This is a genomic window from Buttiauxella warmboldiae (genome assembly GCF_003818135.1).
Lineage (GTDB): Bacteria > Pseudomonadota > Gammaproteobacteria > Enterobacterales > Enterobacteriaceae > Buttiauxella > Buttiauxella warmboldiae.
On sequence record NZ_RPOH01000050.1, the window covers coordinates 1 to 24,833 of the forward strand.

The 24,833-nt window shown below is 52.5% G+C and carries 26 protein-coding genes and 1 rRNA gene; 10 read left to right on the forward strand and 17 right to left on the reverse strand.

Annotated elements, in window-relative coordinates; translation table 11 throughout:
• Positions 1–189 precede the first annotated feature (189 nt).
• The gene (gene murQ, locus EHN07_RS12530; protein ID WP_124024496.1) at positions 190–1,083 is read right to left on the reverse strand and encodes an N-acetylmuramic acid 6-phosphate etherase; all 894 of its coding nucleotides are present in this window, start codon (positions 1,081–1,083) and stop codon (positions 190–192) included.
• 125 nt (positions 1,084–1,208) lie between these two features.
• Between murQ and EHN07_RS12535 the strand changes: the two genes are divergently transcribed.
• Together EHN07_RS12535 and EHN07_RS12540 are read left to right on the forward strand one after the other, a co-directional pair.
• Complete coding sequence (locus EHN07_RS12535) at positions 1,209–2,057, forward strand: MurR/RpiR family transcriptional regulator (RefSeq protein ID WP_124024473.1); 849 nt, start codon at positions 1,209–1,211, stop codon at positions 2,055–2,057.
• A 55-nt stretch (positions 2,058–2,112) separates the two neighbouring features.
• A complete protein-coding gene (locus tag EHN07_RS12540; protein WP_124024474.1) occupies positions 2,113–2,373 on the forward strand; it encodes a YfhL family 4Fe-4S dicluster ferredoxin in 261 nt (86 codons plus the stop codon).
• On the opposite strand, the gene acpS is transcribed toward EHN07_RS12540, so the two are convergent.
• From acpS to EHN07_RS20890, 12 genes are all read right to left on the reverse strand, one after another.
• Positions 2,370–2,750 carry a holo-ACP synthase gene (gene acpS, locus EHN07_RS12545; RefSeq protein WP_124024475.1) on the reverse strand — a complete coding sequence of 127 codons (381 nt, stop codon included), beginning with the start codon at positions 2,748–2,750 and terminating at the stop codon, positions 2,370–2,372. The two genes, EHN07_RS12540 and acpS, sit on opposite strands and share 4 nt — an antisense overlap.
• Positions 2,750–3,481, reverse strand: a complete 732-nt coding sequence (pdxJ, locus tag EHN07_RS12550) for a pyridoxine 5'-phosphate synthase (RefSeq protein ID WP_124024476.1) — start codon at positions 3,479–3,481, stop codon at positions 2,750–2,752. The genes acpS and pdxJ overlap by 1 nt, the downstream gene beginning before the upstream one ends.
• Before the next feature lie 76 nt (positions 3,482–3,557).
• A complete protein-coding gene (gene recO / locus EHN07_RS12555) occupies positions 3,558–4,295 on the reverse strand; it encodes a DNA repair protein RecO (protein WP_124024477.1) in 738 nt (245 codons plus the stop codon).
• Positions 4,296–4,299: 4 nt separating this feature from the next.
• Positions 4,300–5,208 (reverse strand): GTPase Era, encoded by a 909-nt coding sequence (gene era / locus EHN07_RS12560; RefSeq protein ID WP_034497743.1) that lies wholly within the window; start codon positions 5,206–5,208, stop codon positions 4,300–4,302.
• Complete coding sequence (gene rnc / locus EHN07_RS12565) at positions 5,208–5,888, reverse strand: ribonuclease III (RefSeq protein ID WP_124024478.1); 681 nt, start codon at positions 5,886–5,888, stop codon at positions 5,208–5,210. The genes era and rnc overlap by 1 nt, the downstream gene beginning before the upstream one ends.
• A gap of 172 nt (positions 5,889–6,060) precedes the next feature.
• The gene (gene lepB, locus EHN07_RS12570; RefSeq protein WP_124024479.1) at positions 6,061–7,035 is read right to left on the reverse strand and encodes a signal peptidase I; all 975 of its coding nucleotides are present in this window, start codon (positions 7,033–7,035) and stop codon (positions 6,061–6,063) included.
• A gap of 14 nt (positions 7,036–7,049) precedes the next feature.
• Entirely contained in the window at positions 7,050–8,849 is a 1,800-nt protein-coding gene (gene lepA, locus EHN07_RS12575; RefSeq protein ID WP_124024480.1) for a translation elongation factor 4, read from the reverse strand.
• 204 nt (positions 8,850–9,053) lie between these two features.
• On the reverse strand, positions 9,054–9,533 hold the full coding sequence (gene rseC / locus EHN07_RS12585) for a SoxR-reducing system protein RseC (protein WP_124024481.1): 480 nt from the start codon (positions 9,531–9,533) through the stop codon (positions 9,054–9,056).
• Entirely contained in the window at positions 9,530–10,486 is a 957-nt protein-coding gene (gene rseB, locus EHN07_RS12590; protein ID WP_124024482.1) for a sigma-E factor regulatory protein RseB, read from the reverse strand. Before rseB ends, rseC begins: the two co-directional genes overlap by 4 nt.
• Positions 10,486–11,133: an anti-sigma-E factor RseA gene (gene rseA, locus EHN07_RS12595; protein ID WP_124024483.1), complete on the reverse strand. Its 648-nt coding sequence runs from the start codon at positions 11,131–11,133 to the stop codon at positions 10,486–10,488. The genes rseB and rseA overlap by 1 nt, the downstream gene beginning before the upstream one ends.
• A gap of 31 nt (positions 11,134–11,164) precedes the next feature.
• Complete coding sequence (gene rpoE / locus EHN07_RS12600) at positions 11,165–11,740, reverse strand: RNA polymerase sigma factor RpoE (protein ID WP_124024484.1); 576 nt, start codon at positions 11,738–11,740, stop codon at positions 11,165–11,167.
• Positions 11,737–11,820 carry a hypothetical protein gene (locus EHN07_RS20890; RefSeq protein ID WP_425267185.1) on the reverse strand — a complete coding sequence of 28 codons (84 nt, stop codon included), beginning with the start codon at positions 11,818–11,820 and terminating at the stop codon, positions 11,737–11,739. Before EHN07_RS20890 ends, rpoE begins: the two co-directional genes overlap by 4 nt.
• A gap of 353 nt (positions 11,821–12,173) precedes the next feature.
• Between EHN07_RS20890 and nadB the strand changes: the two genes are divergently transcribed.
• A complete protein-coding gene (nadB, locus tag EHN07_RS12610; protein WP_124024486.1) occupies positions 12,174–13,790 on the forward strand; it encodes an L-aspartate oxidase in 1,617 nt (538 codons plus the stop codon).
• Here the strand turns inward: nadB and trmN are convergent.
• Positions 13,775–14,512, reverse strand: coding sequence for a tRNA(1)(Val) (adenine(37)-N(6))-methyltransferase TrmN (trmN, locus tag EHN07_RS12615; RefSeq protein ID WP_124024487.1), 738 nt, complete (start codon positions 14,510–14,512; stop codon positions 13,775–13,777). The genes nadB and trmN overlap by 16 nt on opposite strands.
• Before the next feature lie 133 nt (positions 14,513–14,645).
• Between trmN and srmB the strand changes: the two genes are divergently transcribed.
• Positions 14,646–15,968 (forward strand): ATP-dependent RNA helicase SrmB, encoded by a 1,323-nt coding sequence (gene srmB / locus EHN07_RS12620; RefSeq protein WP_124024488.1) that lies wholly within the window; start codon positions 14,646–14,648, stop codon positions 15,966–15,968.
• Between the two features lie 144 nt (positions 15,969–16,112).
• Here srmB and grcA read toward each other — a convergent pair whose 3' ends face one another.
• Positions 16,113–16,496 (reverse strand): autonomous glycyl radical cofactor GrcA, encoded by a 384-nt coding sequence (gene grcA / locus EHN07_RS12625; protein WP_124024489.1) that lies wholly within the window; start codon positions 16,494–16,496, stop codon positions 16,113–16,115.
• 320 nt (positions 16,497–16,816) lie between these two features.
• On the opposite strand from grcA, the gene ung reads away from it, so the two are divergent.
• Complete coding sequence (gene ung, locus EHN07_RS12630) at positions 16,817–17,497, forward strand: uracil-DNA glycosylase (protein ID WP_124024490.1); 681 nt, start codon at positions 16,817–16,819, stop codon at positions 17,495–17,497.
• Positions 17,498–17,551: 54 nt separating this feature from the next.
• On the opposite strand, the gene EHN07_RS12635 is transcribed toward ung, so the two are convergent.
• Complete coding sequence (locus EHN07_RS12635; protein WP_124024491.1) at positions 17,552–18,613, reverse strand: tRNA/rRNA methyltransferase; 1,062 nt, start codon at positions 18,611–18,613, stop codon at positions 17,552–17,554.
• 210 nt (positions 18,614–18,823) lie between these two features.
• On the opposite strand from EHN07_RS12635, the gene trxC reads away from it, so the two are divergent.
• From trxC to EHN07_RS12660, 5 genes are all read left to right on the forward strand, one after another.
• The gene (gene trxC, locus EHN07_RS12640; protein WP_124024492.1) at positions 18,824–19,243 is read left to right on the forward strand and encodes a thioredoxin TrxC; all 420 of its coding nucleotides are present in this window, start codon (positions 18,824–18,826) and stop codon (positions 19,241–19,243) included.
• A 72-nt stretch (positions 19,244–19,315) separates the two neighbouring features.
• On the forward strand, positions 19,316–20,017 hold the full coding sequence (locus EHN07_RS12645; RefSeq protein WP_124024493.1) for a tRNA-uridine aminocarboxypropyltransferase: 702 nt from the start codon (positions 19,316–19,318) through the stop codon (positions 20,015–20,017).
• Between the two features lie 32 nt (positions 20,018–20,049).
• A complete protein-coding gene (locus EHN07_RS12650) occupies positions 20,050–22,710 on the forward strand; it encodes a bifunctional acetate--CoA ligase family protein/GNAT family N-acetyltransferase (RefSeq protein WP_124024494.1) in 2,661 nt (886 codons plus the stop codon).
• 114 nt (positions 22,711–22,824) lie between these two features.
• Complete coding sequence (pssA, locus tag EHN07_RS12655) at positions 22,825–24,180, forward strand: CDP-diacylglycerol--serine O-phosphatidyltransferase (protein ID WP_124024497.1); 1,356 nt, start codon at positions 22,825–22,827, stop codon at positions 24,178–24,180.
• Between the two features lie 61 nt (positions 24,181–24,241).
• Complete coding sequence (locus EHN07_RS12660; protein WP_124024495.1) at positions 24,242–24,565, forward strand: YfiM family lipoprotein; 324 nt, start codon at positions 24,242–24,244, stop codon at positions 24,563–24,565.
• Between the two features lie 164 nt (positions 24,566–24,729).
• Here EHN07_RS12660 and rrf read toward each other — a convergent pair.
• Positions 24,730–24,833: ribosomal RNA gene (rrf, locus tag EHN07_RS12665) — 5S ribosomal RNA — on the reverse strand; the annotation flags it as partial.

Genomic DNA, 24,833 nt, shown 5'->3' on the forward strand with positions numbered 1-24,833 from the left:
AATTTCAGACCAAAAGAGGAGCCCTCGCGGGCTCCTCAGACTGATGACAAACCCCATGAGTTTCGCAAAACAAACATAGACCATTAATAAAAAACAAGGAAAATCAATTTATTGATTTTCGGCTGATAACCACAAAGAAGGAAAAACCACGCTTTTTCCTTCTTTGCCAGCAAGCTGCAGTGCCTGGATTTAGTTATTCAGGGCCGGGCGAAGATAGCCGCTGCTGTCTGCCAGACGCGCATAAGCCGTTGGTGCATCGATACCCGTGAGTATCATCAGAATCGCGGGTTTGACTTCGTAATCCGTTTGCTTCAGGGCTTGTTCCGCCTCTTCGCGCGTAGCGCCCGTCGCTTCCACAACAATGCGGCACGCGCGATCGACCAGCTTAATATTGGTGGCTTTCATATCGACCATCAGGTTCTGGTAGACCTTGCCGAGCCTGACCATCGCCCCGGTGGAAATCATATTCAGCACCAGTTTTTGCGCGGTACCTGATTTCAGCCGCGTGGAGCCGGTAAGCGCTTCCGGGCCAACCACCGGCGAGATGGCTATTTCCGCTTCCTGCGCAATGGCGGAACCCGGGTTACAAGAGATCGCGGCGGTGCGGCAGCCAAGCTTATGGGCATAACGCAGACCGCCAATCACATACGGCGTACGGCCTGATGCCGCAAGCCCTACCACCATATCGTTGGCGGTCAAGCCGAGGGCTTTCAGATCCTCTTCACCCAGCTGCGGATTATCTTCTGCCCCTTCCACGGCTTTGAGCAACGCCCCCGGCCCTCCGGCAATTAAGCCCATCACCAGATCATGCGGCACGCCAAAGGTTGGCGGGCATTCTGACGCATCCAGCACTCCCAAACGCCCGCTGGTGCCCGCGCCCATGTAAATCAAACGCCCGCCGGCCTTGAGGGATTCGCAGGCAGCATCAACAGCCTGTGCCACCTGCGGCAACGTTTTTTCCACCGCCCCCGCAACCAGCGCATCCTGCTGATTAAAGCGCTTGACCATTTCAAGCGTGGAGAGGCAATCGAGATCCATTGTCTGTGGATTACGAGTTTCAGAAACCAGTGAACCGAGATTCATCATGCACCTTTGAATATTTAATTCTTAATAATCCCTTATCATGGAATATAAAATTCATTCAGGCGAGCGTAATTTACGTTATTATGGGATCGCTCACATAACTGGCCCGGCAGACTGGAGAGGACATGAACTGTTTAGTGCGTATTCGCAGCCGCTACTCAACGCTTGCACAAAGTGACCGTAAACTGGCCGATTTTCTGTTGGAAAAGCCCGATGATGCCCGTCATTTAAGCTCACAGCAGCTGGCAGCCGAGGCCGGAGTGAGCCAGTCAAGCGTGGTGAAGTTCGCTCAGAAGTTGGGGTTTAAAGGCTTCCCGGCGCTCAAGCTGGCGCTCAGCGAAGCGCTCGCCAGCGGCCAGCAGCCGCAATCTGTCCCGGTTCATAATCTGATCCTGGGCGACGACCCGCTGCGGCTGGTAGGTGAAAAGCTGATCAACGATAATATGGCGGCAATGCACGCCACGCTTGATATCAATAGCGAAGAAAAGCTGCTGGCGAGTGTGAACATGCTGTGTAATGCACGACGCGTATTGCTGGTGGGGATTGGCGCATCCGGGCTGGTTGCCCGCAATTTTGCCTGGAAGCTGATGAAAATTGGTATTAATGCGGTAGCAGAACAAGATATGCATGCGCTGCTTGCCACGGCGCAAGCTTCGGGCAGCGGCGATGTGTTACTGGCGATATCCTATTCTGGTGAACGGCGCGAGATCAATCTGGCGGCAGACGAGACCCTGCGTGCAGGCGCAAAAATCCTCGCTATTACCGGTTTTACCCCCAATGCCTTGCAGCAACGCGCCTCCCTTTGCCTGTATACCATCGCTGAGGAGCAGGCAACGCGTAGCGCGGCTATCTCTTCCACCAGCGCACAGATGATGCTGACCGACCTGCTGTTTATGGCGCTGGTACAGCGCGATCTGGAACATGCACCGAAACGTATTCGCCACAGCGAGGCGCTGGTAAAAAAACTGGTTTGATGAAGGATTGGGCGTATAATGCCCGCCCTGTTTCTGCTGTTATCGAGATCTTCCCATGGCGCTGCTTATCACTAAAAAATGTATCAACTGCGATATGTGCGAGCCGGAGTGCCCGAACGAGGCCATTTCCATGGGGGAGAGCATTTATCAGATCAACACCGATCGCTGCACCGAATGCATTGGGCATTACGAAACGCCCACCTGCCAGAAAGTCTGCCCGATCCCGAACACCATTATCAGCGTTCCTGCGCACGTTGAGAGCGAAGAGCAGCTGTGGGATAAGTTTGTTCAGTTACACCACGCCGACAAGCTTTAATTCTCGATGATCACCGTCGCACAGGCGTAATGGCGCTCATCGGCAAGCGTAACGTGAACAGAACGCACACCTAATCGCCCGGCAACGCGTTCCGCCTCTTCCCAAAACCGCAGCTGCGGTTTGCCTAACGCATCGTTAAACACTTCAAACTGATTAAACGCCAGACCGTTACGAATACCGGTACCGAAGGCTTTAGCCGCCGCTTCTTTTACCGCAAAACGTTTAGCCAAAAAGCGCACCGGCTGCTGGTGCGCCTGATATTGCTGCCACTCATTGGCGCTGAGCACACGCTTCGCCAGGCGGTCGCCCGAGCGTGAGATAACGCCTTCAATACGCGCAATCTCCACAATATCGGTGCCCAGGCCAAGAATAGCCATTAGCTGCGCGCTTCCTGCATCAGACGTTTCATCTCTGCCACCGCTTCTTTTAAGCCGCTCATCACCGCGCGGCCAATAATCGCATGGCCGATATTCAGCTCGTGCATTTCTGGCAGGCGGGCAATGGCCTGAACGTTGTGATAGGTCAGCCCGTGCCCGGCATTCACTTTTAACCCTTTGCCTGCCGCGTAAGTTGCCGCTTCGGCAATACGGGCCAGCTCTTTTGCCTGAGTTGCTTCGTTTTCTGCATCCGCGTAGCAACCGGTATGAATTTCGATGTATGGCGCGCCAACGGCTACAGCTGCATCAATTTGCGCGTGATCGGCGTCAATAAACAGGGAAACCAGAATGCCGGCATCAGCCAGACGTTTGCAGGCATCGCGCATTTTATCCAGTTGACCGGCAACGTCGAGGCCGCCTTCGGTGGTCACTTCCTGGCGTTTTTCCGGCACCAGGCAGCAGAAATGAGGTTTGGTTTCGCAGGCAATCCCAATCATCTCTTCGGTCACGGCCATTTCCAGATTCATGCGCGTATCGAGAGTCTGGCGCAGGATACGCACGTCGCGGTCGGTGATATGGCGGCGATCTTCACGCAGGTGGACCGTAATGCCGTCGGCGCCGGCTTGTTCGCAAATAAAAGCCGCCTGCACCGGATCGGGATAGGCCGTGCCGCGCGCGTTACGCAAGGTTGCGATGTGATCGATATTGACGCCTAACAGTAATTCAGACATGCCTTTCCTCGGGGTCAGAACGGTTTGAGTTCCGGCAGTTTACACCCGCTAAGGAAAGTATGGCTACGGCCAGACGTTATTGCGGGTCAGGAGGTGATTTGAGTGGTGGTTTTTTGGGCACAAACTGGCGGAACAATTCGCGGCTTTTAAGCGGCTTGCCGCCCAGATAAGGTTTTAATGCCATACGGGTGAAGCGTTTGGCCGCGCGCAGCGTCGCCACGTCAGGAAACTCACGCCTGGCGAGGGCCTTTAATTCATGACCGGTAAAACTGTGGTTATCCACCACCAGGCTTGCGATAAACCCTTTTTCTTCACGATAGCGATAAGTCATGGTGTCGCTGACCTCTTCACCGCTTCCGGCGCAGTGCAGGAAATCCACGCCATAACCCAAATGTCCGAGCAGCGCCAACTCAAAGCGACGTAATGCCGGTTCAGGGGAACCGCTGGTTCCGGCTAAAGCCTGAATACAATGGAGGTAATCGAAGAATAATTCAGAGAAACGGGTTTCATCTTCCAGCACGCGTGAAACCAGTTCATTCACGTACAGACCGCTGTAGAGCGTAATACCACTGAGAGGAAGTGCCAGCGAGACGGCTTCGGCGCTACGCAGTGTTTTAACTTCACCACGTCCGCCCCAGCGAACCAGCAAGGGGGTAAAGGGCTGTAGAGTCCCTTTAAGATTAGAGCGGCGAGAACGTGCACCTTTCGCCATTAAACGAACGCGCCCGGACTCTTCAGAAAAAAGATCAAGTAGAAGGCTGGTTTCGCTCCAGGGGCGACTATGCAGGACAAAAGCCCGTTGCCAGCCTTCCATTTTATTACTTCAGATCGTCGGTATAACCGAGGCTACGCAGCGCGCGCTCGTCATCTGCCCAACCGGATTTCACCTTCACCCACAGCTCCAGGTGAATTTTGGCTTCAAACATCTCTTCCATGTCTTTACGCGCTTCGATACCGATGGTTTTGATTTTGGCCCCTTTGTTGCCAATCACCATCTTCTTCTGACCTTCACGTTCAACCAGGATCAAACCGTTGATGTCGTAACCGCCACGGGCGTTACTCACGAACTGCTCAATTTCGACCGTGACAGAGTATGGCAGCTCAGCGCCCAGGAAACGCATCAGCTTTTCACGGATGATTTCAGAGGCCATAAAACGCTGTGAGCGGTCGGTCACATACTCTTCCGGGAAGTGATGAGTCGCTTCCGGCAGACGTTTGCGCACGATGCTCGCAATCGTATCTACGTTCATGCCGTTTTCCGCAGAAATAGGCACAATATCAAGGAAGTTCATCTGGCTGCCGAGGAATTGCAGATGCGGCAGCAGAATGCCTTTATCCTGCACGTTATCGACTTTATTCACTGCCAGGATAACCGGCGCACGCGCGTCACGCAGCTTGTTAAGCACCATCTCATCGTCGGCAGTCCACTTAGTGCCTTCAACGACGAAGATAACCAGTTCAACATCACCGATGGAGCTGCTGGCAGCTTTGTTCATCAGGCGGTTGATGGCGCGCTTTTCTTCCATATGCAGCCCCGGGGTATCGACGTAAATCGCCTGATACGGCCCTTCGGTATGGATGCCCATAATACGGTGACGCGTGGTCTGCGCTTTACGGGAAGTGATAGAGATTTTTTGCCCAAGCAACTGGTTTAGCAGCGTGGATTTGCCGACGTTCGGACGACCCACGATGGCCACGAATCCGCAAAAGGTTTGTTCTTCGCTCATTATTCCAGCTCCAGCTTGATAAGCGCCTGCTCAGCTGCAGCCTGTTCCGCTTTACGGCGGCTTGAACCGGTGCCAATCACCGGCTCAGGCAGGCCACTCACCTGACAGTGAATGGTAAATTCCTGATCGTGCGCTTCACCACGAACCTGCACCACCAGATAAGAAGGCAGCGGCAAGTGGCGACCCTGCAAATACTCTTGCAGACGCGTCTTAGGGTCTTTTTGCTTATCGCCTGGGCTAATTTCATCCAGACGAGATTGATACCAGGAAAGAATTAAACGCTCAACGTTCTGGATATCGCTGTCGAGGAACACGCCACCAATTAAGGCTTCGACGGTATCGGCCAGAATAGATTCGCGGCGGAAACCACCGCTTTTCAACTCGCCTGGCCCAAGGCGCAGACATTCGCCCAGCTCAAATTCACGGGCAATTTCCGCCAGCGTATTGCCACGCACCAGCGTGGCGCGCATCCGGCTCATATCGCCTTCATCAACGCGAGGAAAACGATGATAAAGCGCGTTGGCAATAACGTAGCTAAGAATGGAGTCGCCCAGAAATTCGAGACGTTCATTGTGCTTGCTGCTGGCACTGCGATGCGTTAATGCCTGCTGCAACAGATCCTGATGTACAAAAGTGTAGCCCAGCTTACGCTGCAGCCTGGTGATTACGATGGGGTTCATGCGATACCAATTAATGAATGCGTCAATTATTCAGCACACGGAACAGACCTGAAAAAGAGAACCAACGCTGTTTCGTTTGCCGTGGCTCCTCAAAGAGGAGCCAACCTTAATACGGGGGGATATTCTATAGATAACGACATGGAAAGTCGTTAGTCTTCCTGGATTTAATTGATCAATGAATGCCGCCAATACGGCTTAAACGAACGCCCGTTGGCCATTCACCTTCTTGTTTCTCGAAACTCATCCAGATAGTGGTTGCTTTACCGACCAGATTGGCCTCCGGAACAAAGCCCCAATAGCGGCTATCGGCGCTGTTATCGCGGTTATCGCCCATCATGAAATAATGGCCCGGTGGCACAATCCACGTTGCAAGTTGCTGGCCCGGTTGCTGGTAATACATACCCAGTTGGTCCTGAGCGATTGGCACAGTCAAAATGCGGTGGGTTACATCACCCAGTGTTTCTTTGCGCTCAGACAGGCGGATACCCTCTTCTTTGGTCTGGTTCAGCGGCAGCTGGAAGAAACCAGAGCTTGCTTCACTGCCGTTGCGACGGGCAAAGGTCTGCACGAAATCACTCGGCTCAACGTTGCTATAGGTCACAGGCAGCGCGTTATCACATGCCTGGCCCGAGCTGCAATTAGGCTGAATGGTCACCTCTTTTGCGACCGGATCGTAACTGACGCGATCGCCCGGCAGGCCAACGGCGCGTTTGATGTAATCAAGCCGTGGATCTGGTGGATATTTGAATACCACTACATCACCGCGTTTTGGATGACCCGTTTCAACTAACGTTTTCTGGTAAATCGGATCTTTAATGCCGTAAGCAAACTTTTCCACCAGGATAAAATCGCCAATTAATAACGTTGGCATCATCGATCCTGATGGGATCTGGAAAGGCTCATAAATAAATGAACGCACCACCAGGACAATAGCGAGCACCGGGAATACGGATGCCCCCGTTTCTAACCAACCAGGCTTAGGGGCGACTTTTTGCAGCGTTTTGCTGTCAAGTGCCGCCCCGGTGGCCGCTTGCGCTGCCGCCTGTTTTTCCCGACGCTTCGGCGCAAAGACAAACTTATCCATGCACCATAAAAGTCCCGTTACCAGCGTCGCTATTACGAGGGTGAGCGCAAACATATTCGCCATGCCAACTCCTTAATTTATTTGCTGTCTTTACCGACATGCAGAATGGCGAGGAAGGCTTCCTGAGGCAGTTCGACGTTACCGACCTGCTTCATACGCTTCTTACCGTCTTTCTGTTTCTGTAACAGCTTTTTCTTACGGCTAACGTCACCGCCGTAGCATTTCGCCAGCACGTTTTTACGCAGCTGTTTCACGGTGGAACGCGCGATGATATGGGCGCCAATAGCCGCCTGAATCGCAATATCAAATTGCTGACGCGGGATCAACTCCTGCATCTTCTCAACCAACTGGCGGCCACGGAACTGTGAGTTGCCACGGTGGGTAATTAATGCGAGAGCATCAACGCGGTCACCGTTGATCAGAACATCAACACGCACCATATCTGATGCCTGGAAACGTTTGAAGTTATAGTCCAGAGAGGCATAGCCACGGGACGTTGATTTCAGACGGTCGAAGAAGTCGAGTACTACTTCGGCCATTGGAATTTCGTAAGTCAGCGCAACCTGGTTACCGTGGTAAACCATATTGGTCTGCACGCCACGCTTTTCGATACACAGGGTGATCACGCTGCCCAGATATTCCTGTGGCATCAGCATGTGGCATTCCGCGATCGGCTCACGCAGTTCCGCAATATTATTTAGTGCTGGCAGCTTGGATGGGCTATCAACATAAATCGTCTCACCGCCGGTGGTTTCGACTTCGTAAACTACGGTTGGCGCGGTGGTGATCAGGTCAAGATCGTATTCACGTTCCAGGCGTTCCTGAATGATTTCCATGTGCAGCAGACCCAGGAAGCCGCAGCGGAAGCCGAAGCCCAGCGCGGTAGAACTTTCTGGCTCATAGAACAGGGATGCATCATTAAGGCTCAGTTTGCCCAGCGCGTCACGGAAGTTTTCGTAATCGTCAGAGCTGACCGGGAACAGACCCGCATAGACCTGAGGCTTCACTTTTTTAAAGCCGGGCAATGCTTTGTCTGCCGGGTTACGCGCAAGAGTCAGGGTATCGCCAACCGGCGCGCCGAGGATGTCTTTAATCGCACAGACCAGCCAGCCGACTTCCCCGCAGCCCAGCACATCGCGATCGACACGTTTTGGCGTGAAGATCCCCAGACGGTCAGCGTTATAGACCTGGCCGGTACTCATTACCTTGATTTTGTCGCCTTTTTTCATGGTGCCGTTTTTAATACGCACCAGCGAGACCACGCCAAGGTAGTTATCGAACCAGGAGTCAATAATCAGCGCCTGTAACGGCGCTTCCGGGTCACCTTCAGGACCGGGAATATCACGCACCAGACGTTCAAGCACATCGGTGACGCCAAAACCAGTTTTTGCCGAGCAACGCACCGCGTCAGCGGCATCAATACCTACGATATCTTCAATTTCCTGCGCCGCACGCTCAGGATCGGCTGCCGGCAGGTCAATTTTGTTCAGAACGGGAACGACTTCCAGATCCATTTCCATGGCGGTGTAGCAGTTCGCCAGGGTCTGAGCTTCAACGCCCTGACCGGCGTCCACCACCAGCAACGCACCTTCACACGCCGCAAGCGAGCGGGAAACTTCATAAGAGAAGTCAACGTGTCCTGGGGTGTCGATGAAGTTCAGGTGATAAGTTTCACCATCAGATGCTTTGTAATCCAGCGTCACGCTCTGCGCTTTAATGGTAATTCCGCGCTCGCGCTCCAGATCCATGGAGTCAAGAACCTGGGCTTCCATTTCACGATCGGAAAGGCCGCCGCAAATTTGGATAATACGGTCAGACAGCGTCGATTTGCCGTGGTCGATGTGGGCAATAATAGAAAAGTTACGTATATTCTTCATAGTTAGAGGTTTTTATGCCTTACAAATCCGGGAAAGCTCGGCGCAATGCGCTGTACAGAGCATGATGTCAATGGCTGTCTTTTGCCTGAAACGCCGCATTCTACACTACAACCAGAAAGCGAGGAAACAGGTCATCATGCAGGCGTTGTTAAGTGATGTAAAGCCGATGGAAAGTGCCTTGACAGATGGCGGACAGCAGAGGCTTCACTGGCCCTCCGCAGAGGTGATGGTTTCAACTCTGAACGCATGCGGCGGCAAAGCGATGCTGAGAATAACAGGTTGCCAGCTTTCGCGGCGACTGAGTTTTAAAGAGCAAGCGCGCGCGATAAGAAAGCCCCCCACGCCCCCCAAAACTGCGCCACAAATCGCCGCAAGGTTGGTCCCAAACAGCGCCTGGAAAAGAGCTGAAACCAGAAATAAGCCCGCCAGCGGTGAGATATAAACCAGCAGCGCAGAGCCTATCAGGCTACCTTCAGCGAGGCCCAGTTCGACTTTTTGACCCGCCACCAGCGGGGTATCGCAGGCAACCGATAAGGTATGAGTGGTTTGTGGGCCGAGCTTGTTAAGTATGCGGCTACCGCAGCCTGCACGTGAAGCACAGCTGCTGCATGAAGCTTTTACATCACAGCTCAGCAATGCTTCGCCGCTTTGCCAGGAGACCACGGTTGCCCACTCTTTGATCATTGCTCTGCCCTGAATTTAATACTGTCAGCAATACGTTTTGCGGTTTGTGGCGGCAGCTCGCCTACGATCGTTATCTCGGTTTTATCACGAATTTCAGAGCTGACGGTGCGGCGCCCGGTACGCAGAATTTGGTCGCTGCTATTGCTTGCGGCACGGCTAATGTTAACCGAGAAGCTAAACAGGCCATCCGAGTAAAGGCGTGACTCAATCGGCAGGTCGACGGTGGGCAATGGGCGACGGCTGCTGGAGACTTCGCTAAAACCCTGCGGCAGCCAGGTTGGCGCCCAGGGGAAATTGACTTTCTCAGCGCCGGGAACCGACAGCAATGGCGGTAGATTCGCTTTTGCCAGGCTTTGCATCATGCTGTTTGCTTCTTTACTGACGCTAAAAGAGATGACGCGGAACTGTTCAAGCGTTTCGCCATCACGATCCAGCAAATCAACCCGCAGCGGCAATTTGGTTTCAGAGTCCATCCACACCATGTAGCTGTATCGCGTACCGTCGCGCGCCACTACGCGAATCACTTCGCAAAGCCTGTCGGCAATACGCGTGCGCCCGACGGAGATAAAGTCGTAATAAGGCGTCAGGCGTTTGAAATCGGTGTAGACAATGGAGGGCAGTGAATCAACGATGTAATCCCCGGTGAGCGTAAACGGCTCAAGTCCGGGTTCAAAATAGCTGATTTCACTGCCGCGCTGGACCACTTCCCGGCGCGGGCCATCCATCTGAAGCAGTTGCGCAAGCGGACGATTATCAAGCCTTGCATGACGATAGCGTAAAGACTCTATCCCCTGCTTATTAATGCTGATAAATGCCAACTCATAATTGAGTGACTGACTGGCCTGGTTCATCTGCTGTAACAATGCCCCGGACGAAACAGTGTCCGCCGAGGCATTTGAGGTGAACAACAGGCTGCTTGTCATAAGAGACAGGGCACACCAAAGTTGCTTCATTACTGCGATTGAGTTCCTAAAGTTTGGTTTCCTGGCACCTGCACCGCAGCTTGCTGGGTTTGCGCCTGTTCAAACTGGAGTTGCTCGGCGTGTAAACGACGCTGCAATTCGTAATCCTGCAGCATGGCATTGATACGTCGACGCTGTTCCTGTATCTGCTGCTGACCGCTGCCTGCTGTGCTGTCAGACGGCACGCCTAAACTGACCGGGCTCGCTTTGCCCATCATCGGCAGAGTGTTAAACACCGGCGCTTCGGGCTGGGCTGAGCTGTCAGACTGGCCATTATAGTGCTGTACGCCAACGATTACCGCAAGTGATACGCAGGCCGCAACCCCCATTTGGGTAAGCTGGCTTGCCCACGGACGAACCTTATTCCAGAACGACATTTTCTGCCATTGCTGAGGTTCAGGCTGCTGTTCAGTAATCAGCGGTGTGACGTTACGCGCTGGCTCATTTTCAATAGCGGCCATCACATTGGCTGCAATATCAAAATGAAGTAATTCACTGGTATCGCCACGCATAGTATCGCGGATCAGGTGGTAGCTCTCCCAGCTTTGCTGCAGTGATTTGTCTTGCGACAAGGTACTGAGCAGCGCGCTATCCAGAGTTTCCCCATCCATTAAAGCGGAAAGCTTTTCTTTCTGCATGCCTAATTACCCTTCCAGTAACCCGCTATCGTCAACGCCTGATGAGCGGTTGAACTTTGTTATCAATAGCTTCCCGCGCGCGGAAAATACGAGAACGTACCGTCCCTACCGGGCAATCCATGATGACGGCTATCTCTTCATAGCTCAAGCCATCCAACTCCCGCAAGGTAATTGCCATGCGTAAATCTTCCGGGAGTGACTCAATAGTACGGAAAACTATTTGTCTCAGTTCTTCAGACAACATTAAGTTCTCAGGGTTCGAAATTTCTTTCAATGCGCTGCCACTTTCGTAGTTTTCCGCATCAATAGCGTCCACATCACTAGCAGGAGGACGACGCCCCTGAGCAACCAGATAATTTTTTGCCGTGTTGACCGCGATGCGATACAACCATGTGTAAAACGCGCTATCGCCACGGAATGAATCCAGCGCGCGATAAGCTTTAATGAAAGACTCCTGCACCACATCAGGGACATCCCCTGAAGGCACATAGCGGGAAACCAGACTCGCCACCTTATGCTGGTAACGAATTACCAGTAAATTGAACGACTTCTGATCTCCCTTCTGGACCCGTTCGACGAGGACCTGATCCGTTAACTGCTCGCTCATCCGAGGTAATGTCTCCCCAAACCTATTTCCACGCGTAATTGAAAAGCCACCCGAACTCTAAAGACTATGAGCAAGTTCACGGTTGGAGCGCCCGATTTGAGCAAAGTTCCCTTACGCCTTTGTTTTCCTGATCTGTTCCACGAATTATCTCTTGTTGATTATAAGTTTCATGGCCCAAACGGTGGCACCTTTTTATCCTGAAAGGTGGTAGCTAAACTGCACGCAGAGTATCGCATGAATCATGATTTTTCATCAGAAAATCTGCCATTAGCGGCTGCCTGACTACAAATATGGTTTGTTCCGCACATAATTCAGATGAAACTGAGATCCTGGGCTTTTTGTTTAGTTCAGATAACCCGGTCATAAAAAAAGCGTGTTACAGCGCATATCGGGTGCTATGCTGGCCCAACCTTTGTTTAGTAAATTAAACACGATGAACGCAAATTCCGAACTCGCATGTGATGTATTAATCGTCGGCAGCGGAGCTGCTGGCCTCTCTCTTGCTTTACGGCTTGCCGAAAACTGCAAAGTTATTGTTCTGAGCAAAGGGCCGATCAATGAAGGCTCAACCTTATATGCTCAGGGCGGCATCGCCGCGGTGTTTGATGAAACGGACAGCATCGACTCACATGTAGAAGATACCCTGATCGCCGGCGCTGGAATTTGCGATCGCGACGCGGTGGAGTTTGTCGCCAGCAACGCACGTCATTGTGTACAGTGGCTAATCGATCAGGGCGTGCTGTTTGATACCGAGGTTCAGGCAAATGGCGCGGAAAGTTACCATTTGACCCGCGAAGGCGGCCATAGCCATCGCCGTATCCTGCACGCAGCTGACGCCACCGGTAAAGAAGTTGAAACCACGCTGGTTGGCAAAGCGTTAAGCCACCCTAATATCCGCGTTATCGAGCGCAGCAACGCGGTCGATCTGATTGTTTCCGACAAAATAGGCCTGCCGGGCACGCGTCGCGTTGTCGGTGCCTGGATCTGGAACCGTAACCGCGAAAAAGTGGAAACCTGCAGTGCGAAAGCGGTGGTACTGGCGACCGGCGGCGCCTCAAAGGTTTATCAGTACACCACTAATCCGGATATCTCCTCTGGCGACGGTATTGCGATGGCCTGGCGCGCAGGCTGCCGCGTAGCCAATCTGGAGTTTAATCAGTTTCATCCCACCGCCCTCTTCCACCCACAGGCGCGTAATTTCCTGCTGACAGAAGCATTGCGTGGCGAAGGCGCTTATCTCAAACGCCCGGACGGCAGCCGCTTTATGCCTGATTTTGACGAGCGTGGTGAGCTGGCTCCGCGCGACATCGTTGCGCGTGCCATCGACCATGAGATGAAACGTCTGGGTGCCGATTGCATGTATCTGGATATCAGCCACAAGCCTGAAGAGTTTGTGCGCCACCATTTTCCAACCATTTATGAAAAACTGATGGGGCTGGGTATCGATCTGACAAAAGATCCGGTGCCAGTCGTGCCTGCCGCGCACTATACCTGCGGCGGCGTGATGGTCGACGAAAACGGCCGCACCGACGTGGACGGCCTGTACGCTATCGGGGAAGTGACCTATACCGGCCTGCATGGCGCAAACCGTATGGCGTCGAACTCGCTGCTGGAGTGTCTGGTTTATGGCTGGTCTGCGGCGGAAGATATTATCAAGCGTATGCCGTATGCCCGCATTGCCAGAAAACTCCCGGACTGGGATGACAGCCGCGTGGATAATCCGGATGAGCAAGTCGTTATCCAACATAACTGGCACGAGCTGCGCCTGTTTATGTGGGATTACGTCGGTATTGTGCGTACAACGCGCCGCCTGGAACGCGCATTGCGCCGCATAACGATGCTGCAGCAGGAAATCGACGAGTACTACGCAAACTTCCGCGTCTCGAACAACTTGCTGGAACTGCGCAACCTGGTGCAGGTTGCTGAGTTAATCGTGCGCTGCGCCATGATGCGTAAAGAAAGCCGGGGTCTGCACTACACGCTGGACTACCCGGATCTGGCCCCGGATTCCGGGCCAAGCATTCTTTCGCCACTTTACATAAATAAATAGAAATCCTGGGTCAGGCTGCAATAGCCTGCGGAATATTGTTGGTCTGGCCCACGAATGATTAATCGTTCAGTAAAGTATTCACCATCGGTTGGCGACAGCGCCAGCATGACGCGATGCGGTAAACGCGTTTCATTATCTGCGATATCTGTACGGTAGCGAACAAACCATCCCTGGGTCTTTGCCAGTTCAGTAAATGCCGTTCCCGACGTTTCCGGCATGATCACACAGAAAAAACCCTCTTCAGTAATCAACTGTGCAGCGCTGCTTAACAAAGCCTGGTGGTCAAGCGTAGTGGTATAACGAGCCTGAGCGCGTTCCGGTGAAGCACAGTCACTCCCCTGGGAAAAAAACGGTGGATTACTGACAATCAACGAGTAACGTTGCGTCGCTTGCTGCGCCCATTCCCGAATATCTGCACAGTGCACGGTAATGCGTGATGACCACTGACACTCCCTGGCATTTTCCGTGGCCTGCTCGGCGGCAATCGGATCGAGCTCGACAGCATCAATAGTGACATTATCAGATGTGCGTTGCGCCAGCATCAGAGCCAGCAAACCGCTCCCGGTGCCGATATCCAACACGCTCGTTGCGTTAGCTACCGGGACCCATGCCCCCAGTAACGTACCATCGGTACCGACTTTCATTGCGCATCGATCGTGCGCGATAAAGAACTGTTTAAAGGTAAATCCATCACGACGTAATGCTGCTTTTTGACTGCACATCTTAGCTACCCTGTAGAGAAACGGGTGTAGCATAGGGGAAACTCGCGGCCAGGAAAAGCGTCAGTTATCCACACAAACAGATGAAGATCGCAGCCATAACGTCTATAATCGGCGCCCTACATAGAGGAAGACCATGACTGTAACCACTTTTTCCGAACTGGAACTTGACGAGAGCCTGTTGCTCGCGCTCCAGGACAAGGGCTTTACCCGCCCGACAGCTATTCAGGCTGCCGCCATTCCACCTGCGCTTGAAGGGCGTGATGTCCTCGGTTCCGCACCAACCGGTACCGGTAAAACAGCCGCTTATTTGCTGCCTGTGTTACAGCATTTGGTCGATTTCCCGCGTAAGAAATCTGGCCCACCACGTATTTTGATCGTCACGCCAACGCGTGAGCTGGCAATGCAAGTGGCCGATCATGCTCGTGAGCTGGCAAAACATACTCATCTGGATATCGCCACCATCACCGGTGGCGTGGCTTATATGAACCACGCCGAAGTGTTTAGCGAAAACCAGGATATCGTTGTGGCAACGACGGGTCGCCTGCTGCAATACATCAAAGAAGAGAACTTTGATTGCCGTGCGGTAGAGACGCTGATTCTTGATGAAGCCGATCGCATGCTGGATCTCGGCTTTGCGCAGGATATCGAAACCATTGCTGCTGAAACGCGCTGGCGCAAACAAACCATGCTGTTCTCTGCCACGCTTGAAGGCGATGCCATCAAGAACTTCGCCGAGCGTTTGTTAGAAGATCCGGTTGAAGTTTCAGCAACCTCATCAACACGTGAACGCAAGAAAATCCACCAGTGGTACTACCGTGCCGATAACATCGAGCATAAAACTGCGCTGCTGGTGCATTTGCTCAAACAGCCGGATACCACACGCTCCATCGTGTTTGTGCGCAAACGCGACCGCGTGCATGAGCTAGTTGCCTGGCTGCGTGAAGCAGGAATTAATACCTGCTATCTCGAAGGCGAAATGGTGCAGATGAAACGTACCGAAGCCATCAAACGTTTGACTGATGGCCGCGTAAACGTGCTGATTGCCACCGATGTTGCCGCGCGTGGGATTGATATTCCTGAAGTGAGCCATGTGTTCAACTTCGATATGCCGCGTACCGCCGATACCTATCTGCACCGCATCGGGCGTACTGGCCGTGCGGGCCTCAAAGGCACCGCTATTTCTCTGGTTGAAGCGCATGACCATTTGCTGCTGGGCAAAGTTACGCGCTATATGAAAGAACCAATGAAGTCGCGCGTTATCGATGAGCTGCGCCCAACCACGCGCGCGCCGAGTGAAAAGCTTACCGGTAAGCCGTCGAAGAAAGTGCTCGCTAAGCGCGAAGAGAAGAAGAAAGACGATAAAGAAAAACCGCGTGTGAAAGTTCGTCTTCGCGATAAGAAGAACGTCGGTAAACGCCGTAAACCAAGCAGCGCAAAGTCCGACTCAGCTGAATAAATCATCAGTGAAGATAAAAACCGTCTCAAATGAGGCGGTTTTTTACCATCTGAGGCAGGGTTTTAACCATTTCATCACGGTTATTTAGCTAAACCCATAAAAAAAGCCGGCGCACAAGCACCGGCTGTTTAAATACTAAAGAAATTAAAGGCTTGCAGTGAAAGTACGGGCAATCACGTCGCGCTGCTGTTCTGGGGTCAGCGAGTTGAAACGTACTGCGTAGCCAGAAACACGAATCGTCAGCTGTGGGTATTTTTCCGGGTGCTTAACAGCATCTTCCAGAGTTTCACGGCGCAGAACGTTCACGTTCAGGTGCTGGCCACCTTCCACACGAACTTCAGGTTTTGCTTCAACCGGGATTTCGCGATAGTCGAATTCGCCCAGCTTACTCACTTCTACAACTTCGTCTTCTGCAAAGTCGGCTTTCGCACAAACACAGCGCGCTTCGCCTTTCTCGCTATCCAGCAGCCAGATAGAGTTCAGGAGGGAATCATTTGCAGCTTTAGTAATTTGGATACCAGTAATCATTTTATTTCTCCCACTGGGCTAATTTTGTGATTCTATTTCGGGCCATACACTGGCTCATTGGTAAAACCATTGTTGCGTTACCGATCTTTATACTAGCCAACCCCCCGGCAAACCTTGATTTAAATCAATTAAATCCATGCATTGAATATGGCCATGATATCATTTATTTGTTTTACATCAACTTAGCCCATTTCTCCTGAATTAAAAATTATGTAAATTTTCAACTTTTTTTGGGCTGCGCGCTTGCAGGCCACGCAACCATTTTGCTTAGTAGAAAGAAGTGGTTAAGCTAACACCATTGCGAATTACAGGAGAGCAATATGAGCAACCCCCTCACCTGGCACGACGTGCTGGCTCAAGAAAAGCAACAGCCCTATTTTGTTAATACGCTGGCAACCGTTGCTGAACGACGCGCTGCTGGCGTCACGGTCTATCCGCCACAAAAAGAGGTGTTCAATGCCTTCAGGCTTACTGAACTGGGCGATGTGAAAGTCGTGATCCTCGGGCAAGACCCTTACCACGGCCCGGGACAAGCCCATGGGCTGGCATTTTCCGTGCTTCCGGGCGTTGCGGTGCCACCTTCGTTAAGCAATATGTATAAAGAGTTGCAGAGTGATATTGCCGACTTCGTGCGTCCCAATCACGGTTACCTGGAAAGCTGGGCGCGTCAGGGCGTACTGCTGCTTAATACCGTGCTCACCGTCGAAGCGGGCAAGGCACATTCACATGCGAAATTAGGCTGGGAAACGTTCACGGATAAAGTGATAGCGCTGATTAACGAGCACTGTGAGGGCGTGGTCTTTTTATTGTGGGGATCGCACGCGCAGAAGAAAGGCAGCATTATTGACAGGAAACGTCATTATGTTTTGCAGGCGCCGCACCCTTCCCCTTTATCGGCACACCGTGGCTTTTTAGGCTGTGGTCACTTCTCAAAAACCAACCAGTATTTGACTGAGCACCACCAGCCAGCGATTGACTGGACGCCGGTCTTGCCAGAATAAAGAGACAAAAAAGCCAGCTTGCGCTGGCTTTTTAAGACGGTCATTCTCAAAGCATTACGCTTTGTTCTGACGCCACCATTCAGACAACAACACACCGGTTGCCACTGATACGTTCAGGCTTTCAACATTACCAGTGCCTGTGATAGCAATGCTCATGTCAGCATGTTCAAAGGTCGCATCAGACACACCTTCGCGTTCCTGACCTAACACCAGAACCATTTTCTTCGGCAACTCTGCTTTGAAAAGCGGAGTTCCTTTATGGCTTGATGTGGTGACAATCGCGTAACCAGCTTTACGGAATTGCTCCAGACCTTCTTCGAAAGTCTCGCCGCTAATTGCTTCTACATGCTCCGCACCGCCTTCAGCAGTACGCACCGCCGCACCAGACTCCAGCATTGCTGCATCTTCCAGCAGCAAGCCTTTCACACCGAAGTGTGCGCAGCTACGCATAATGCCGCCGAGGTTATGCGGGTTAGCCACGTTTTCCAGCGCCAGAACACAATCTTCTTCGCCAGCTTTAGATAACCAGCTGTCAACAGTAATGCCGCGACGCTTTTTAATGATGAAGCAAACGCCACCGTGGTGTTCTGTACCGGATGCTTTAACCAGCTCCGCATCATCCACCACATGGTAGGCTTTACGGTTTGCAGCCATCCAACGCAGGGCTTCTTTGAAACGCGGGGTCACGCTCTGGATGAACCAGGCGCGTACGATGCAATCAGGACGGCTCAGGAACAAAGCCTGACATGCGTTCTCACCGTAAACACGTGTTTCTTCCGCACGCTGGCGGCGAATGATTTCAGGATCAACAATAGGTCTGCCATTGGCACCCATTTGCTCGCCTGCTTCAGACACTTCTTCTCTTGGCGGTCGTGAAACCGTGCGCCATGGGTTATCACCACGATCTTCACGATCGTCACTACGATTCCGCTCGCGCCCTGCGCCAGGTTTATCATCGCGACGTGGACCACGACGGCCCTCACCCCGTGACGCTGCTGCCGGACGCCCACCACCTTTACCTGTGCGCGGGTTTTGGCTGCGTTTTTCGCTGTCATCGTCACCGCGGACATACATCACTTTGACCTTGCCGCTTTTACCTTTAAATTCGTCGTTCATGCTTTTCTCCACCTGGCTGAGCGCGTGGCGCGCAGATTACCCGATGTGGCACTGGTTAGCCATTAACTTTGGTCAAAAGCCATTAACTATTGTATTCATCGAATAAATCACTTTGCTGACCGTCGGTTAATCGCCGATAATATTTAACATATAAGATACATGGTTATAAATTTCACCATTCCTGGACAACATATCCTGTAGAGGTTAGTTATGAATACCGTTTGTGCCGCATGCCAGGCAACTAATCGCCTTCCCGATGAGCGTATTGATGACGGTGCTAAATGTGGCCGTTGTGGTCACGAGCTGTTCGATGGTGAGGTGATCAATGCCACCAGCGCAACGCTGGATAAACTGCTGCAGGACGACCTGCCGGTGGTGGTTGATTTTTGGGCGCCCTGGTGCGGCCCATGCGTTAACTTTGCGCCTATTTTCGAAGATGTGGCGCAAGAGCGCAGCGGTAAAGTGCGTTTCGTTAAAGTGAACACCGAAGCGCAACCCGAGCTGAGCGCCCGTTTCCGTATCCGCAGTATCCCAACCATTATGGTGTTCAAAAACGGTGAAATGGTCGACATGCTTAACGGCGCGATGCCGAAAGCGCCGTTCGATGGCTGGTTGAACGAAAATCTGTAAGCCCGCGCGCTCCTTTGTTGTGCCAGCTGGCTTCATCTACGGTAGAATGGCGTTTTTAAACTTGTTTATCTGATGACTGAAAACGCCGTCCTACGTCTTCGCGCCGAACGCCTTGCGCGCGCAACACGTCCTTTTCTCGCCCGTGGTAATCGTATTCGCCGCTGTCAGCGCTGCTTGCTGCCGCTGAAACAGTGTCTGTGCGAAACACTACAACCCCGCAATGCGCGTAGCCGTTTCTGTCTGGTCATGTTTGATACCGAACCAATGAAGCCGAGTAATACGGGCCGGCTGATTGCCGATATTTTGCCCGATACCGAGGCCTTCCAGTGGTCCCGCACCGAGCCGCCACAGGCGTTAATCGATTTAGCCAGCTCTCCCGATTACCAGGCGATGGTGGTGTTTCCAGCGGCCTATGCAAGCACCGGGCGCGAAGTGCTGACGACGCCGCCAAAAAGCGGCAAGCCACCGCTCTTTATTATGCTGGATGGCACATGGACCGAAGCGCGCAAAATGTTCCGCAAAAGCCCTTACCTCGATCGGTTGCCCGTGATTTCAGTCGATTTGAGCATTGTCTCGGCTTATCGACTGCGTGAAGCCCATGCCGAGGGCCAATACTGCACTGCGGAAGTCGCTGCGGCGCTGCTCGAACTTGCTGATGATAAAGACGCGGCCCTGGGACTAACCGAGCATTTCACGCTATTTCGCGAACGGTATCTGGCAGGCAAACCCCATCATCAATCCACCATCACAGCAGCAGAGCCAGAAAGCGTTTAAACTCACTGGGTTAATTCTCAGGGGAGAGAGCTATGAGTCAACGTGGGCTGGAGGCGCTACTGCGTCCCAAATCAATCGCTGTGATCGGCGCTTCGGCAAAAACAGATCGCGCAGGTTATTTAATGATGCGCAATCTGCTGGCGGGAGGTTTCAACGGCCCGGTCATGCCGGTGACGCCCAGCCATAAAGCGGTTTGTGGAGTACTTGCCTGGCCTGATATCGCAAGCCTCCCTTTCCCGCCCGATCTTGCCGTCATTTGTACCAACTCGCAGCGTAACCTTGAGTTACTGCAAGCGCTCGGCGAAAAAGGGTGTAAAGCCTGCATTATTCTCTCGGCTCCGCCAGAACAATTGCCACAATTACTAGCCTGCGCCACTCAATGGCAAATGCGTTTGCTCGGGCCAAATAGCCTTGGTTTACTTGCCCCGTGGCAAGGTCTGAATGCGAGCTTCTCCCCCGTCCCGATTCAGAAAGGTAAACTGGCTTTTATTTCGCAATCGGCGGCCGTTTCCAACACCATCCTCGACTGGGCGCAGCAGCGTGAAATGGGGTTCTCGTGGTTTATCGCTCTGGGTGACAGCCTCGATATTGATGTCGATGAGCTACTGGATTACCTGGCTCGAGATACCAAAACCAGCGCCATCCTGCTTTACCTCGAACATTTGAGCGATGCACGGCGTTTTGTTTCAGCAGCACGCAGCGCTTCGCGAAACAAACCCATTCTGGTGATTAAAAGTGGCCGTAGCGCCAAAGCGCAAGCACTGCTGAAAACACACCCCGGCCTTGATGCCGCATGGGATGCCGCGATTCAACGTGCGGGCTTGCTGCGCGTGCAGGACACCCATGAACTGTTCTCCGCGGTAGAAACCCTGAGCCACATGCGCCCCCTGCGCGGCGAGCGCTTAATGATTATCAGCAATGGTGCCGCCCCTGCCGCTCTGGCGTTAGATGAGCTATGGCTACGCAACGGCAAGCTGGCGACCCTGAGCGATGAAATCCTCAATAAGCTACAGAGTGCTTTGCCTGGCAGCGTTGAAAGCGGCAACCCGCTCGATTTACGCGACGATGCGACTCCTGAGCGTTATCTGGGCGCCGTCGAAACGCTGCTCGACAGCCAGGATTTTGACGCGTTAATGGTCATTCATGCTCCCAGTGCGGCTGCGCCAGGCACAGAAAGTGCAAACGCGTTAATCGAATTAATACATCAGCACCCGCGCGGTAAATACATCACCCTAATTACCAACTGGTGCGGCGAATTTTCATCGCAGGAAGCCCGGCGATTATTCAGCGATGCCGGCATTCCAACTTATCGCACGCCTGAAGGGGCGGTAACGGCGTTTATGCATATGGTGGAGTATCGCAGAAACCAGAAACAGCTGCGTGAAACGCCAGCGTTGCCCGCCAATCTGAAAGCCAACGCCAGTGAGGCCCACAGCCTGCTACAACAGGCATTGAGTGAAGGAGCCACTTCACTCGACACCCATGAAGTGCGTCCAATATTGCAGGCATACGGACTGAATACGCTACCCACCTGGATTGCCGGTGACAGTGCGGAAGCGGTGCATATTGCCGAGCAAATTGGCTACCCCGTCGCTCTGAAGTTGCGTTCCCCGGATATTCCCCATAAATCTGAAGTTCAGGGGGTCATGCTGTATCTGAGAACAGCCGCTGAGGTACAGCAGGCCGCTGATGCCATCATCGACCGCGTGAAGATGACGTGGCCGCACGCACGTATCCACGGCCTGTTGGTGCAAAGCATGGCTAATCGTGCCGGGGCTCAGGAGCTACGCATCGTCGTCGAACACGATCCGGTATTTGGCCCGCTGATTATGCTGGGAGAAGGTGGCGTTGAGTGGCGGCCCGATCAACAGGCGGTGGTAGCCTTGCCGCCGCTGAATATGAATCTTGCCCGCTATCTCGTGATTCAGGCGATTAAAAGCGGCAAAATTCGTGGCCGCAGCGCATTACGCCCGCTGGATATCTTCGGCATCAGCCAGGTGCTGGTTCAGGTTTCTAATCTGATAGTCGACTGCCCGGAGATCCGCCGTCTGGATATTCATCCGCTGCTGGCTTCTGGCAATGAGTTCACTCTGCTGGATGTCACATTGCAGCTTGAAGAATTCAGGGGGGATGCTGAAACGCGCCTGGCCATTCGCCCTTATCCCCATCAGCTGGAAGAAAATGTCACCCTCAAGAATGGCGAGCGCTGCCTGTTCCGCCCAATCCTCCCGGAAGATGAACCGCTACTACAACAGTTTATTTCGCAGGTCACCAAAGAGGATCTCTACTACCGCTACTTCAGTGAAATCAACGAATTTACCCATGAAGATTTAGCCAACATGACCCAGATCGACTACGATCGAGAAATGGCATTTGTCGCTGTGCGCCAGCAAAATGGTGACAGCGAGATCGTTGGCGTGACGCGAGCGATCTCCGATCCCGATAATATTGATGCCGAATTTGCCGTACTCGTGCGTTCTGACTTGAAAGGTTTGGGTCTGGGCCGTCGGCTGCTGGAAAAGCTGATTGCCTACACCCGCGAGCACGGGCTGCAAAGATTAAATGGCATCACGATGCCGAATAACCGTGGCATGGTCGCGCTGGCGCGGAAACTTGGATTCGCTGTCGATATCCAGCTGGAAGATGGCATCGTTAGTCTGACTCTTCCATTGATTCAAAGCATAGATTCGTGAGTAAGGTACTGGAAAACTTACTCACTTTACGGGTTAGTAGTGGTATGATCAGCGGGTTCTGACGTCTGGATTTTGCAGAAGGCCATCCAATGAATAGAGAAGATATGCACTGTGATGTTGTCTAAATTTAAGCGTAATAAACATCAACAACACCTTGCCCAATTGCCGAAGCTTTCTCAGTCAGTTGATGATGTAGAAACCCTTTTCTCCCCAGCGGATTTCCGTGAAGCCCTGCTGCAAAAAATTGCTGGTGCTACTCGTCGCATCTGTATCGTTGCATTGTATCTTGAACAAGACGATGCGGGTAAAGCCGTGTTAACCGCGCTCTACCAGGCAAAACAGCAACGTCCGGAAATGGAAGTGACGGTGCTGGTAGACTGGCATCGCGCCCAGCGAGGCCGTATCGGCGCGGCTGCAACCAACACTAACGCCGATTGGTATTATCGTATTACCGGGGAGTATCCCGGTGTCGATATCCAGCTCTATGGCGTACCGGTGAATACGCGCGAAGCATTGGGCGTGCTGCATTTCAAAGGTTTTATTGTTGATGACTGCGTGATTTACAGCGGCGCCAGCGTAAACGACGTTTACCTGCATCAGCATGATAAATATCGTTATGACCGCTATCAGGTTATCCACAACCCGCAGCTTTCTGACATCATGTATAGCTGGATGCAGGAAAACCTGGTGCGTGGACGGGCGGTCCATCGTCTGAATACGCAACATCGGCCAAAAAGCCCGGAAATTAAAAATGACATTCGCCTGTTCCGCCAGGAATTACGCGATGCCAGCTTCCATTTTCAGGGGACTGCCGATAACGAGCAGCTTGCCGTTACGCCTCTGGTCGGCCTGGGTAAAACCAGCCTGCTTAATAAAACGATCTACCATTTGATGCCCTGTACCGAGCAGAAGCTGGTTATCTGTACCCCTTATTTCAACCTGCCAGCGGTACTGGTACGTAATATTATTCAGCTATTGCGTGAAGGAAAACAGGTCGAGATTATTGTCGGTGACAAGACGGCGAACGATTTTTATATCCCGGAAGATCAACCTTTTAAGATAATTGGTGCCTTACCCTATCTGTATGAAATCAACCTTCGCCGCTTCCTGAGCCGTTTACAATATTACGTTAATAGCGGTCAGTTGATCGTCCGCCTGTGGAAAGATGACGATAACAGCTACCACCTGAAAGGAATGTGGGTGGACGATGAGTGGATGCTGCTGACGGGGAACAATCTCAACCCAAGAGCGTGGCGGCTGGATCTGGAGAACGCGATTCTGATTCACGATCCTAAGCAGGAGCTGACAGCCCAGCGCGATCGCGAACTGGCGTTGATCCGCACTCATACCACCGTGGTGCAACATTATCGTGATTTGCAGAGCATCGCGGAATACCCGGTGAAAGTACGCAAGCTTATCCGCCGTCTGCGCCGTATCCGTATTGATCGCTTGATCAGTCGCATTCTGTAGTTCTCCACTATACTGAAAAGAACCCTGCTTGCAGGGTTTTTTTATCGCCAGAGGATGATGAATGCGGCATATTTTTCTCCCCCCACTACTACTTCTCAGCGGTTGCAGCCATATGTCGCAAGATCAATGGCATGGCCAGGATAAAGCCCAACATTTTATCGCTTCAGCGATTCTCTCTGCCGCAGGTAACGAATATAGCCAACATCAGGGCTGGAATGATTCCAGCAGTGCCACCTTCGGGTTCTTATTTTCTGTAAGTCTCGGCGCTACGAAAGAATTTTGGGATAGCCGTCAAGCTGGCAGCGGATGGAGCTGGAAAGATTTTACATGGGATGTAGCCGGTGCTGCCACCGGCTATGCAATATGGCAATTCACCAAATATTAGAGTTGCACTCCCTTCCCTTATTGTGCGGCAATAGCGATACAAGTAATGTAGATCATCAAAATTGTGCACAGGCTAATCTTTTCGAGAGTATGGGGCGGAAAATCTATAAATCGCAGACAGCAAAAAGCCCTGTACGTCAGTACAGGGCTTTCCACTTATTTGGAGCCTGGCAGTTCCCTACTCTCGCATGGGGAGACCCCACACTACCATCGGCGCTACGGCGTTTCACTTCTGAGTTCGGCATGGGGTCAGGTGGGACCACCGCGCT

Excerpts from the sequence above, each read along its gene's own strand:
- murQ (WP_124024496.1), bottom strand. The coding sequence starts at position 1,083 with ATGAATCTCGGTTCACTGGTTTCTGAAACTCGTAATCCACAGACAATG.
- EHN07_RS12535 (WP_124024473.1), top strand. The coding sequence starts at position 1,209 with ATGAACTGTTTAGTGCGTATTCGCAGCCGCTACTCAACGCTTGCACAA.
- EHN07_RS12540 (WP_124024474.1), top strand. The coding sequence starts at position 2,113 with ATGGCGCTGCTTATCACTAAAAAATGTATCAACTGCGATATGTGCGAG.
- acpS (WP_124024475.1), bottom strand. The coding sequence starts at position 2,750 with ATGGCTATTCTTGGCCTGGGCACCGATATTGTGGAGATTGCGCGTATT.
- pdxJ (WP_124024476.1), bottom strand. The coding sequence starts at position 3,481 with ATGTCTGAATTACTGTTAGGCGTCAATATCGATCACATCGCAACCTTG.
- recO (WP_124024477.1), bottom strand. The coding sequence starts at position 4,295 with ATGGAAGGCTGGCAACGGGCTTTTGTCCTGCATAGTCGCCCCTGGAGC.
- era (WP_034497743.1), bottom strand. The coding sequence starts at position 5,208 with ATGAGCGAAGAACAAACCTTTTGCGGATTCGTGGCCATCGTGGGTCGT.
- rnc (WP_124024478.1), bottom strand. The coding sequence starts at position 5,888 with ATGAACCCCATCGTAATCACCAGGCTGCAGCGTAAGCTGGGCTACACT.
- lepB (WP_124024479.1), bottom strand. The coding sequence starts at position 7,035 with ATGGCGAATATGTTTGCGCTCACCCTCGTAATAGCGACGCTGGTAACG.
- lepA (WP_124024480.1), bottom strand. The coding sequence starts at position 8,849 with ATGAAGAATATACGTAACTTTTCTATTATTGCCCACATCGACCACGGC.
- rseC (WP_124024481.1), bottom strand. The coding sequence starts at position 9,533 with ATGATCAAAGAGTGGGCAACCGTGGTCTCCTGGCAAAGCGGCGAAGCA.
- rseB (WP_124024482.1), bottom strand. The coding sequence starts at position 10,486 with ATGAAGCAACTTTGGTGTGCCCTGTCTCTTATGACAAGCAGCCTGTTG.
- rseA (WP_124024483.1), bottom strand. The coding sequence starts at position 11,133 with ATGCAGAAAGAAAAGCTTTCCGCTTTAATGGATGGGGAAACTCTGGAT.
- rpoE (WP_124024484.1), bottom strand. The coding sequence starts at position 11,740 with ATGAGCGAGCAGTTAACGGATCAGGTCCTCGTCGAACGGGTCCAGAAG.
- nadB (WP_124024486.1), top strand. The coding sequence starts at position 12,174 with ATGAACGCAAATTCCGAACTCGCATGTGATGTATTAATCGTCGGCAGC.
- trmN (WP_124024487.1), bottom strand. The coding sequence starts at position 14,512 with ATGTGCAGTCAAAAAGCAGCATTACGTCGTGATGGATTTACCTTTAAA.
- srmB (WP_124024488.1), top strand. The coding sequence starts at position 14,646 with ATGACTGTAACCACTTTTTCCGAACTGGAACTTGACGAGAGCCTGTTG.
- grcA (WP_124024489.1), bottom strand. The coding sequence starts at position 16,496 with ATGATTACTGGTATCCAAATTACTAAAGCTGCAAATGATTCCCTCCTG.
- ung (WP_124024490.1), top strand. The coding sequence starts at position 16,817 with ATGAGCAACCCCCTCACCTGGCACGACGTGCTGGCTCAAGAAAAGCAA.
- EHN07_RS12635 (WP_124024491.1), bottom strand. The coding sequence starts at position 18,613 with ATGAACGACGAATTTAAAGGTAAAAGCGGCAAGGTCAAAGTGATGTAT.
- trxC (WP_124024492.1), top strand. The coding sequence starts at position 18,824 with ATGAATACCGTTTGTGCCGCATGCCAGGCAACTAATCGCCTTCCCGAT.
- EHN07_RS12645 (WP_124024493.1), top strand. The coding sequence starts at position 19,316 with ATGACTGAAAACGCCGTCCTACGTCTTCGCGCCGAACGCCTTGCGCGC.
- EHN07_RS12650 (WP_124024494.1), top strand. The coding sequence starts at position 20,050 with ATGAGTCAACGTGGGCTGGAGGCGCTACTGCGTCCCAAATCAATCGCT.
- pssA (WP_124024497.1), top strand. The coding sequence starts at position 22,825 with ATGTTGTCTAAATTTAAGCGTAATAAACATCAACAACACCTTGCCCAA.
- EHN07_RS12660 (WP_124024495.1), top strand. The coding sequence starts at position 24,242 with ATGCGGCATATTTTTCTCCCCCCACTACTACTTCTCAGCGGTTGCAGC.